9 protein-coding genes and 1 tRNA gene are annotated in these 11,431 nt (G+C 39.7%); 2 read left to right on the forward strand and 8 right to left on the reverse strand.

Annotation, left to right across the window (positions count from 1 at the left end):
• Both B4F91_RS06735 and B4F91_RS06740 read left to right on the forward strand, forming a co-directional pair.
• Positions 1-505: hypothetical protein (locus B4F91_RS06735; protein WP_288635465.1), on the forward strand; the 505-nt coding region annotated here is incomplete at its 5' end.
• A 157-nt stretch (positions 506-662) separates the two neighbouring features.
• Entirely contained in the window at positions 663-1,475 is an 813-nt protein-coding gene (locus B4F91_RS06740; RefSeq protein ID WP_121637015.1) for a hypothetical protein, read from the forward strand.
• 183 nt (positions 1,476-1,658) lie between these two features.
• On the opposite strand, the gene B4F91_RS06745 is transcribed toward B4F91_RS06740, so the two are convergent.
• From B4F91_RS06745 to B4F91_RS06780, 8 genes are all read right to left on the reverse strand, one after another.
• Positions 1,659-3,401, reverse strand: a complete 1,743-nt coding sequence (locus B4F91_RS06745) for a potassium/proton antiporter (RefSeq protein ID WP_286936733.1) — start codon at positions 3,399-3,401, stop codon at positions 1,659-1,661.
• A gap of 210 nt (positions 3,402-3,611) precedes the next feature.
• Positions 3,612-4,322, reverse strand: coding sequence for a hypothetical protein (locus tag B4F91_RS06750; RefSeq protein ID WP_138576921.1), 711 nt, complete (start codon positions 4,320-4,322; stop codon positions 3,612-3,614).
• A 202-nt stretch (positions 4,323-4,524) separates the two neighbouring features.
• Positions 4,525-5,382: a hypothetical protein gene (locus tag B4F91_RS06755; RefSeq protein ID WP_138576923.1), complete on the reverse strand. Its 858-nt coding sequence runs from the start codon at positions 5,380-5,382 to the stop codon at positions 4,525-4,527.
• A gap of 14 nt (positions 5,383-5,396) precedes the next feature.
• Positions 5,397-6,419: a LysM peptidoglycan-binding domain-containing protein gene (locus B4F91_RS06760; protein WP_138576925.1), complete on the reverse strand. Its 1,023-nt coding sequence runs from the start codon at positions 6,417-6,419 to the stop codon at positions 5,397-5,399.
• Positions 6,420-6,639: 220 nt separating this feature from the next.
• Entirely contained in the window at positions 6,640-8,016 is a 1,377-nt protein-coding gene (locus B4F91_RS06765; RefSeq protein WP_029773935.1) for a Na+/H+ antiporter NhaC family protein, read from the reverse strand.
• A gap of 187 nt (positions 8,017-8,203) precedes the next feature.
• Entirely contained in the window at positions 8,204-9,868 is a 1,665-nt protein-coding gene (gene pbp4b, locus B4F91_RS06770; RefSeq protein WP_286937958.1) for a penicillin binding protein PBP4B, read from the reverse strand.
• 9 nt (positions 9,869-9,877) lie between these two features.
• The gene (locus B4F91_RS06775) at positions 9,878-11,053 is read right to left on the reverse strand and encodes an exo-beta-N-acetylmuramidase NamZ family protein (protein WP_286937959.1); all 1,176 of its coding nucleotides are present in this window, start codon (positions 11,051-11,053) and stop codon (positions 9,878-9,880) included.
• Positions 11,054-11,305: 252 nt separating this feature from the next.
• Positions 11,306-11,382, reverse strand: a tRNA-Arg gene (locus B4F91_RS06780).
• Positions 11,383-11,431: the final 49 nt, after the last annotated feature.

Consider the following 11,431-nt stretch of genomic DNA (forward strand, 5'->3'; position numbering starts at 1 on the left):
TGCCAGCCATAAAAAGCCCTCAAGACTTAGTTTTACGCTACAGTTAACCAGCCTTGCCTGCGCAATGGGCGTATTCGCATTTATTGTGTTTGATAGTAACGAGGGCATTAACTACGCACCTAAAACGGTGCTTAACACTATCGATATTCACGACTATTCAATTATTAAAACCCACGAAATAACCCCATCAGGCAGTTACACAAGCGCCATTACCGAGCAAAAACACGCACTCGATACTCAGCACGCTAATAGCTTGCGCTTACACCAACAACGCCACATAGAATACGGCACGCTCGTAAAGGTTGATAACGACTGGTTCATAGCCAGCTGTAATGACGAGGTACTGGTACAAATTAAGCAGTCACTGCTCAGAGATTTAAAGGGTAAACATGCGGTAGAAAGTGGTCTAAATACGGGCGATATGCTGGCTATGGCGCATAACGGTAAAGGGCAGATTGTAGCGCTTAAACATGCGGGTGCTGGAGTTAGGCAGTGTGGGGCTTAATAATTGGTACTTTCATTTACACTCAAAACCAAGTCCGTATTTTAACTAAGCTAGTCAATTAGACTTACCAATTAAATCAAAAGTACAATATTGCTCACGCACTGGCTAATGAAACACTTAATATATAAACAAGCATAAAAAATAAAAGGAATTTAATTTGAAAGAAATTTTAGTAGACCATAACCAAAAAAATTATTGTATTTATCCTCGTTTAGAGATTGGTAAAAATACATCAGAGTGTAGGTTTTGTAAGTCAACTTCTGCAACCTACGATAACCTTTCTCATTCTCTGCCAGAGCTTTTAGGGAATAAAAGTATTTTCACGATAAACGAATGCGATAGCTGTAACTCGATTTTTTCTGATTTTGAAAATCATTTGAGCCGTTTTATACCTCCCTCTTTCATAACTCAAATTAAAGGTAAGAGAGGCTACAGTAACTCTTTTGTTAAAGGTGGTGGGAAAATATTTGCTACAAGCAATTCAATTGAAATAAAAAGTAAACTGGATATATTTTCTAAAGAAGTGATTATTTCAAATCAAAGGTTTTCAAATGTTAAAGTCTACAAAGCACTTTTAAAATGCTTAATATCTTTATTACCTGATCAAGAAGTAGTTATGTTTAATGACGTAATTAAATGGCTTATATCTAATAAAGGGTTTAAAGACTTTGAATACCCCGCTTTAGTTAGTATGGGCTACCGGTTACCCAATTTGGATAATAAGGAGTTATTGAGTGTGACCTTATTCAAAGAAAAGTCTAAGAATAAGTTGAGATACATATTAAGTGGTAAATTTAATAATTTATTTCTCGTACTTCCTTTCTCATTTAATTTTAAAGAAAAAGCTACCTTTCAAACTATTCCCGCTCGCACTGAAAGTGAAAGATTTTATTTTAAGGAGATTGATTTCAAAGATTATTCAACGCAACATAAATTTAAGCTCAATTTTAAACAACCACATAGCCAATAACGTCTTAACTTCCTAATTCACACAGTTTTTGGGCTAACGCCCGACGCGCCAGCAAGCTGTACGCCTACAACAAACACTACATATAATTAGCTTTGGGTTTGCTCATTGCATCGGTGATACGTTGGGTTTCGTGTCACTCAACCCAACCTACGTCGCTAATATCTTGTAAATCATCGGTAATGGCTACTGCTTTAAAAGTCGTTGTTCTGGATTGTGTAAGTACTTTAAGCCGATGGTCACTATACGTGTATGTACCATTGTTATAACGCGTAGTTGAACATTACCAATAACCACAATTGAGCCTTTACTGATTTCTCCTGAGAGCTTTTGGTTGATCACCTCTTCCAAGCTTATGCCCTCTGGGGCGTCTATTTTCATGTGGTATGAGTAAAATATATCGCCTACTAGCGTAACCCCTTTCACTTTAAGTTCGTTGCGCGCTAAGTGGCTGTCTTGGTGGTTTGTTTTATCGGTTGCTGTAAAAACTAAATCAACAAAAGGTCTGTTAGCGGGTTTTAAAACAACAAATAAATGATCGTTTGGTTTTAACTTAGTTGAGCCGCGTGGCGGTATGATTGAAGGCCCTCGTGTGATCATGGCTACAACTACACTTTCTGGCAGTGCAGCATGTGACAAACTGCGCCCAGAAACGCGAGAAACCTCACTTAACGCGTACTCTACAATTTCTATATCAATATCGTTTAGGGCGGTAATTTCGAGCGTTGCAGCTGCTAAATCGGGTGGCGGCTCTATTAAACTTAACTTTTTAGCCATCCAAGGCATAGTTGAGCCTTGCAACGTGGCCGAGATTAACACCACGAAAAAAACCACATTAAAAATAAGCTCCGCCCCTGAAAGGCCAAACAACAGTGGGAATATAGCTAAAATAATCGGCACTGAGCCTCTTAGCCCCACCCAAGATACAAATAAAGTTTCGCGATTATTAAAGCCAAATAATTTCAAAATTGGCGCTACCGCTAGTGGGCGAGCAACTAAAATAAGTGCCAGTGCTATTAACAACCCTTCTAGCCATACATCAACCAACGACGAGGGGTTAATTAAAAGCCCTAACACAACAAACATGGTTATTTGCCCAAGCCACGCTAAACCATCGTGAAACAGAAAAATACCGCGTTTATATACAAATTTACTGTTACCTAAAATAACGCCGGTTATAAATACGGCTAAAAAGCCACTGCCGCCAAGCGTTGCAGAAAGGCCAAAAGAAAGCAGCCCAAATGCGGTTACCATTACTAAATACAAACCTGATGCATTTAATTTTATTCGATTAATAAACCACACCGACACCTTACCAATTAAAAACCCACAAACGGCGCCTACGCCCATTTGCTGGGCAAATAACTGCAGTAAACCCAGCCCTATTGGCATGTCGTTCACTAGCATTTCGAGCAAACCAACCGTTAGAAAAATAGCCATTGGATCGTTCGAGGCACTTTCTATTTCAAGGGTTGATTTAAGCTTTTTATTTAAGTGAATACCGGCGCTACGTAAAAGTGCAAATACGGCTGCGGCATCTGTAGAGCCCACAATCGCGCCCAGCAAAACGCCTTGTAATACGGGTAAGTCTAAAATATAAGTGGCGACAAGGCCGGTAATTACCGCCGTTAATAGCACCCCAACCGTTGCTAAAGCCGAAGCAGGTTTCCACACTTGTTTAATAGAGCTGGTTGGCGTTTGTAGCCCACCATCAAATAGAATAATAGCCAGTGCTAACGTGCCCAGAGCATGCGCCGCCTCTGCGTTATCAAATGATATACCGGCAATACCGTCTTCACCTGCAAGCATGCCCACCAGTAAAAATAGCACCAGCACGGGTAAGCCAACGCGCGCAGATAGCTTGCTCGAGATAACCCCTAGTAAAATTAAAATGGCACTAACAAGAATGATATTATCTATTACAAACATAGTGTGGGTTTACAGCCTTGTATAAGTTAAAAAGTAAGAATTTATAGCTATAAAAAAGCTTAAAGCTCATGCCATACAATAACCTAAAAAATATAAATACGGGTACTTAACTGCATATTTAAAACAAAAAAACCTGCGATTAAGCAGGCTTTCGTATATTTAGTAGAGTCCTCTCATAAAATATTTAAAACTGTCTTTTCAGCCTTAACTCTATGAGAATCCGTTTTCAATATCCCTAAAAGTCCATTGTCCATTTGGATCAGCTATATCGATTAACTCACACGCTTTTTTATTCCAAGCCGCTAAACACGTAATGTAGTTAGTTAATTGATGATAGGCTCTATCCGGCGCATCAGGACGTATTCTTGACATAGTGAAACCTGAATAAGTAGCGCCACTACCTACCCAACTAACAATAGAGGATACGGCTCCACCTCCAGGAACAACAAAACCAACTGTAGTTGTGACCAGTCCTAATATAGTAGCTGTTCTTTCTACTGCGTTACCTGTTTTCATAATATCACTGCTTATTACAGGGTGTAATAAAGCTAACAAATTAACTGCTTGTGGTTGATTAGAAGCAACGGCAACATCATTGGATGTTTTGGAAGTATTAGTTGGTGCGGCTCTCCCACCACGCATTGCAGGTAGTAGGCTATTAAAAGATTTTTGGCTATTATTACTTGTGGAAAAAGTTACTGACTGTGTACTCAAGCCTCCGGCTTTAACTCTTTTTTCATCTCGTGGCGTTACAGTTGATTTATAAGTGCGCTGTAACCTCCTATAAACAGCTGCACTGCATTGAGTCATTTGTATAGCTAATGCTGCTTGCTCTTTGAAGTCTCGACCGATTGCTCGCTCTGATAACTGAGTTAGCTGATTTTTCTTTTTAAGAGCTTGCTGACCAATCATAATATCCATAAAAATGTCCTTATTTATTATTTAATTGGTGAAATCATATCATTTAAAGTTACGTAGAGAAATCCTGACTAGTTACTATTACAATGATTTAAGGTACATAAAAAGCTGCTTCAGAGTATTCGATTTATGCTTCTTTAACAGAGGAATATCTTAAGTATGAACCATGACTATATATAAAACATAAGCCCTTTACTAAATTTACTTAGTGAATTATTTGAGGCTTAATATTACTAAAATCACTGTGGATTGTAATCTCTACATTATCAGGTTTTATAGCAACATCGCTTAAACCCGTATTAGTGAAATACTCTTCGAAGCCCTGCTGATATTCAGGAAGAACCTGCTTATATGCAGTAATAAATAAACTCAGCTTTTTAGCTATAGTTGGATACTTAGCTGCAAGGTCTCGTAGCTTTTCAGGTTCAGAAAAAGCAAATTCGGCGAAAATATTAAAGTCGTTCTCAATATTAGTTTTACCGTAGGTAGATAAAAATCCATTTTCATAATCAGGCCCTATACTTCTATCTTGCGTTAAAGCCTCATAATTCGAGGAAGCAGGACTCCAACTTTCAGGCAACAGACCTTGCCATGCAAGATTAACAAAAGGGGAGCGTAAATAAATTAAAGAACTAAGCTCGTGATGAACTCCCCGTAACGAATTTTCATAATTGAAGTTAGTACCGTTCTTATCTGAGATATTTGATAATATTATAGAGTTTCTTGAATATGTTCCCCCCGCTTCAGCCCCCTCCATGAGCATAGGTCCTGAAATATAAATAGCATTAATAAATTTGGAAACAAAGCCTTCAGGGTAAACCTCCAGCGCGGTTTCAATGCCATCAAGTGACTCTGAAGAATCCTCCAAAGAAGTGCTTTGCATTTCAAGTGTAGGCGGCTTGCCTTCAATTCCTAAAAATTGTTCAGGGAAAAATAAACGAGTATCGCCAGCTCGGATATCTAATTGGTATGTTTTACCTAAGCGCTTAGCTTGTTCTGATGCACTTTCTAAGTAAGTACATCCACTGAGAAAAAATAAAAAAACAATTGAAAATATTCTCACTAAATAAACCTCTTTTAATGGGCGTGTCTAAGTGTTGCGACTGGGACTATAGAAGTGCTAAACCTAACAACTGCGGGTAATACAGCGGGAATAACTACTGCTCTAGCAGAACCCCATAATACAACTCCCCTCGCTGTCATCCCTGCAGCTGCAGCAAAACTAGCGGGATCATCAGCGACTCCTGCACCTAATGTGACGTAATCTTCTACTAAAGTACCAATAACAATTAATGTAGCTCCAGCAAATAGTCCTATAGCTAAGGGCTTATCCCATACACTACTGTCAGGGTTATGTTCTCTAGCACTTTTACCATCTGAGCCCGTAAATGTTACTTCTAAAACAAACGACACTTTTTCAGCTATATAGTTAAATTGATTAATTTTTCCTTTTAATTGAGGGAGCTGCACTTCATATTTTAATTTTGGTATTGGTGAATTTGATGTGACTTCAATTCCCAGTGATGTAGTTGGGCTGTTTGGAGTAGTACTCTTAGAGACAATATTAGTTCCAAGCGTTAACTTTTTAGTTTTTTCGTCGAAAGCTAATTTTGTTTCACTAATTAATGCTCCAAAAGCTTTATTAGCTTGAGATGTTACCGTCGCCTCTAATTTTTTATCGTTAACTACGTAATTAACAGGATATTTATCTACACTAGATAAAACAATATTACCTGTCATTTTAATTTCCACTATAGCATTAGGGAGTACAATTGGAGGTTGTCTTATATCATCTAACTTATAGCTTAATGAAATTGGCGAAGTGATTTTAGGGAGTTGTTTTTGTGAAGACTCATTAACTGTATTAAATGCTCTGGCATTTTGCTTAATTTTAATTTGAGAAATATCTAAAGAAGGTATGAGTATTTTTTGCCCTGGATAAATTAGGTCGGGATTAGTTATAGGCTTATTAGTAATAGCCACAACTTCTTTTCGGTTATTAAACTTCCATAACCTAGGCCATTCCATTGGAGACCCTAAGTGTTTAGAAGATATATCCCATAATGTATCACCTTTTTTTACAATGTATTCCTTTACCATTTTTATTCCTAATATATTTAAATTCCATTATGGGCATAAATATACGAGGACAAACCCACCATGTCAATTTAGCTTAACTCTATTGGATGATATTCATCTATAATATTAATAAACTGATATTCATCTATAATTTCAGTTTAATTAAGCATTGTATAATATTAAAAAGCCTGCAATTAAGCAGGCTTTTGAGTGTTTGGAATTGTCGTATTCTAAAATGCGTTTATAACACAATTATGCTTGTTACTAAGTACGCTATAAACGTCAGTGCGCCGCCAAATAACGCATACGGTAGCTGCGTTTTAACGTGGGTGAGTAAGTCACACCCCGAGGCGAGTGCCGATACAGCGCTGGTGTCGGATATAGGCGAGCAGTGATCGCCAAATATACCGCCGCCTAAAATAGCGCCTACCACAAGTGAAGGTGGTAAACCGAGCGCTTGAATAAGCGGTACACCAATAGGAATAAGTATGGCAAATGTGCCCCATGATGTACCTGTAGTAAACGACATAACCGCGCCGGTTAAAAACAGCACTGGTACAATTAAGTAAATAGGTAGGTAATCGCCCACTAGTGATGCGACAAATACGCCCGTGCCTAGCTCTTTTAAGCTTGCGCCCAGTGTAAGTGAAAGCAATACAATGCTCACCAGCGGTAATAACTCGCCCATGCCTTTAAAGCCGGTATCGACTAATTGATGGTGAGTAAATTGGCGCGAGCTAATCATTAAAACATATGCAACCACAATGGCTAATACCGTTGCGTATAAAACTGATTTAGAGCCGCTGCCTTCTGCAAGTACGCCGTTGCCGGTGTAAAACATAAAGCCTACCATGCTCACAATTAAGGTAAGTAATGGCACGAGCATGTAACGCGCTTTAGAGCCTTTTACTTCTTCTTTTAGGTCGGTTTTTTGTAGCTCTAGTTTTTGCTCGGCTTCTTTCATTGGGCCGTGTACTTTATCAAACGCGATAGTGTAAAACACAATGACTAGCGTGATAATGGCGTAAAAGTTGTACCCTACGCTGCCCCATAAAATAGAAACCGCCGATTCGCTTAGCTCGTAATTGCCAAGTAAACCCAGTACAAATGCGCCCCAACCGTTAAGTAATATTAAAATACACACAGGTGCACTGGTGCTATCAATAATATAAGCAAGGCGGGCTCGGCTCATTTTAAATTTGTCGAACAGGCCACGCGATACAATACCTGAGGTTAATACGCTGAGGTTTGACTCTATAAATACCGCGATGCCGGTAAACATGGTTAAAAAGCCAACTTGGCGCTTACTTTTTGCAATGCCTTTATTCATAAGCATATTAACGGTGGCTGCTACGCCGCCAGATTCGCGTATGTAGGCAAGCAAGGCACCAATCATAATACTAAATATTAAAATGCGAGTGTTACCCGGCGAGCTGGCTACCGATATTATGCGCTCAATGGTATTTAAAAATGTAGCAAATAAGGTATTACCCTCGCCTTGTATAGCGAGTAAAAATTCTGACGAAGCCACGGCCACCAAAAGTGCCATTATTACTTCTTTTCGCCAAAATACGATAGCGATAGCAATGAGCGGCGGTAATATAGAATACCAAGACATAAATTAACCTTTATTTATAGCGAAGTGCGTTCGCTTTATTCACGTTGAAACGCTTATTTTACAGGCCGTTTTAAAAATGTGGCCTGAATTTGTAAACCGCTTAGCTTAATGGATTGGCTTAGTTAAGTCACCTGCAAATAAATCACTTAAGGCACTGCACTTAGGCCATTTTAGCCTAAACGATAATTTATTGATTTAGTAGTGCTTCGTAAATAAGCGATACCACCGAGCCATATTGCGCGGTCTCGTATTGTTTGCCCAAAAACTGGTAATGTTTTTGGCTTCCTTTTATTTTTGTGTGCCGCGCATTGGTCAATAATATAATGGCTAAGTCGTAGGTTGGATCAATAACCGTTACTGTGCCCGTCCAGCCAGTGTGCCCATACGCTTGTGCGCTTGCGTAAGGGCCAAAATGCCAACGCCTGGCTTGGTTGTTACCTGCAAGCCTAAAGCCTAGACCATAGGTTTCGTTGTTTAATTGTGGCGTTACAAACTGCGCTAAGGTTGATGCGCTAAATAACTGGGTATTGCCAAAACCACCTTGGTTTAATAGTACTTGGCAAAGCACAGCTAAATCGGGTGCGTTACTAAATAAACCGGCATGCCCTGCTACGCCATCAAACGAATAAAATGCTCGCTCGTCGTGCACTTCGCCTTGCAAAACATTGGTACGAATATTATCAAAGGTAATACGGCCATCACGAGTGTTGCCGCTAAGCTCGGTTGCTGCAAATTCAGCGCGTTTAAAGCCTTTTTTAAGTGGGTTAAATACCGTATTGGTCAGTTTAAGTGGGGCGTAAATGTGTTGCTCTAGGTAGTTATCAAGTGGTTGCCCGGTTATACGTTCAACCAGTACGCCTAAAATCATGTAATCGATATCGGAGTAAACTGCTTGTGCGGGGTATTTATTGCTCAGCGGCACTTGCGTAAGTAACAGCTGCTTTGTGGTTTGGCTATTTTGCGAAAAATACGCATCGCCAGTTTTAGCACCTTTACGATGAAAATCAAACACAGGCGGGTAACCCGCTGTATGCGTAAGTAAATTTTTAACTGTGCGCAGCTCGCGGCCATCACCTTTGTATTCGGGTAAGTAACTTTGTACGGAGTTGTTTATATTTAAAAGCCCTTCGCTTACAAGTTTCATAAGGGCAAAGTTAGTGGCAAATATTTTGGTGTTAGAGGCTAAATCAAACAGAGTGTGTGTTTGCATTGGCTCTGGGCGTAGTAGCAGCAAATCACTTTGCTGATACTGTTTGGCATCACCATAGGCACTAAGCTTTATGAGTTCGCCACTTTTAATAACAGCCAATACCGCCCCAGGAAAACCAGCTTGTATGTCTTTTTCAATAAGGGCATCGACTTGGCTAAAGTCTATATTACTTTGCGCAGCGGTATTTAAGGTCGGAAACTCAAAGCGCAAGGTAAGGCTTGCGCCTTTAGGTTTAATATTTTCAACCTTAAACGTATTTACCCCGTTGTGGGTGCGCCTTGCTAGCGAATACTCATATAAAGTATTGGCGGCTAATTGGTTGGTAATATTAAGCTTTTGGTTATTTATAAAAATATCGGCACTAATAGCGTTATTATTTTGAATTAATAACTGCCCTCGCCCTTTATACGCTTTAAAAGTGCCACGGTTATTTACGTACTCACGGCTACTTGGGTTAGCCTCAGGAAAAGTGACAATAACTTGGGCGTTTGGAAGCATTACTAATTTGCTTTGCTTAAGCTCACTTGCTGTAAACTCATTTGGCTTATTTGCCGTACTGCACGCTACAAGAGTAACACTAACAAGCGCCAGTAAAGCCGTTTTAAAACAGCTGCTTAATTTTTTGTTTATTACTAAAGCCATTTGCACCCCTTACTTGTACAGCAAATACGGCGCTCGTTGCTTTTTAAATGCTGCAAGCCCTTGCTGCCAACTTTGTTTTATTTGCCGCTCTGATTGCCCTGCTTCAATAGCTAACCGTAGTTTGTTGGTACCAGCCAATTTATCCATAAAATCAGCGCGTTCAAAAAAGGTAATATTGTTTTTAGATAATTTATTATAAGCCGTAATTAAATAACTTAAATCAAGCCCGCGCGTGTTTGCTGTGCGTAGATCGAGCCCTTTTACCGTTATATTTTTAAATTTAGGGTTTGCTGCCGCCCCTTTTATCGAGCGCGGTGTAAAACTAAAACCCCCAAGCGCAACGGGCGAGTAGCCAATTACTTGAAACGCAAAGTCGGTGCCTCTGCCAATACTTACAGGGGTTGCTTCAAAAAAGCACAGCGACGGATACAGCGCAATTGATTGATCGTTCGGTAAATTAGGGCTGGGTTTTACAGATAAATTGTAGGATGTTGAGCGCGTGTAATGATCAACTGGGATCACCGTAAGCTTTAAATCAGCCGCTTTATTGATCCAGCTTTCGCCTTTGATCATTTTTGCAAGCTCGCCTACCGTCATGCCGTGCAGCACGGGGATTGGGTGCATACCTACAAACGATTTAAATTGGGGCTCAAGTATTGGCCCATCAACGTAGGCAATATTGGGGTTTGGCCTATCAAGCACAATAAACTCAATACCTTGTTCGGCTGCGGCTTCCATCATGTAATGCATAGAGCTTATGTAGGTATAAAAGCGCACGCCCACATCTTGTATATCAAAAATAATAACATCTACTTCGCTCAGAGCCTCAGCGCTTGGTTTTTTGTTTTTACCATAAATAGAAATAAGCGGGACACCGGTTTTACTATCAACCGCATTTTTAACATGGGCTCCAGCGTCGTGATCGCCTCTAAAACCATGCTCAGGTGCAAAAATTTTGGTTATGGTTATATTTTTAGTGAGTAAAGCATCAACTAAATGAGTATTTTCAACAAGCGATGTTTGATTTACCACAAGGCCAACACGTTTATTTTGTAGCTGTGGCAAATAATGTTTGTATTGAGCAGCGCCAACAATTGGCGTTGTTTGAGCTGTGTGAGCGTGCGCGCCCACATTAAAAATAGTGATAAATAGTAAAACAAAGGTGATGAATACAGCTTTAAACATACAGCAAGTTCCTTTTAAGCAAGGTGTTTAAAATACCACAGCTTAAGTTAAAGAGCAGTGAATGGTTTTGAGCTGTACATAAGTAACTAGAAGCTGCGCTTCTAACGTGAGCAAGCTCTACGTCTACGCTGAAATTTTTAGCTGGGGTGTTTGTTTGACTTAACTGATAGCTGAAAGCTTTCTCAAATTTCAGACACAAAAAAACCGACTTTTGTCGGCTTCTTTTCTATTAACTTAAGTAGTAATAGAAAGTGGTGGGCGCAGGAGGATTCGAACCTCCGACCGCCTGGTTCGTAGCCAGGTACTCTATCCAGCTGAGCTATGCGCCCACTTTCATTCTTTTTTACTTATTTATACTCTAAGCAGAGTGTGTAAAAG

Origin of the sequence: Pseudoalteromonas sp. UBA6610 (genome assembly GCF_002433295.1) — a bacterium.
Classification (GTDB): Bacteria; Pseudomonadota; Gammaproteobacteria; order Enterobacterales; family Alteromonadaceae; genus Pseudoalteromonas; species Pseudoalteromonas atlantica.

Coding starts and splice junctions, on each gene's coding strand:
- B4F91_RS06775 (WP_286937959.1), bottom strand. CDS start 11,053: ATGTTTAAAGCTGTATTCATCACCTTTGTTTTACTATTTATCACTATT.
- B4F91_RS06760 (WP_138576925.1), bottom strand. CDS start 6,419: ATGGTAAAGGAATACATTGTAAAAAAAGGTGATACATTATGGGATATA.
- B4F91_RS06745 (WP_286936733.1), bottom strand. CDS start 3,401: ATGTTTGTAATAGATAATATCATTCTTGTTAGTGCCATTTTAATTTTA.
- B4F91_RS06765 (WP_029773935.1), bottom strand. CDS start 8,016: ATGTCTTGGTATTCTATATTACCGCCGCTCATTGCTATCGCTATCGTA.
- B4F91_RS06750 (WP_138576921.1), bottom strand. CDS start 4,322: ATGGATATTATGATTGGTCAGCAAGCTCTTAAAAAGAAAAATCAGCTA.
- pbp4b (WP_286937958.1), bottom strand. CDS start 9,868: ATGGCTTTAGTAATAAACAAAAAATTAAGCAGCTGTTTTAAAACGGCT.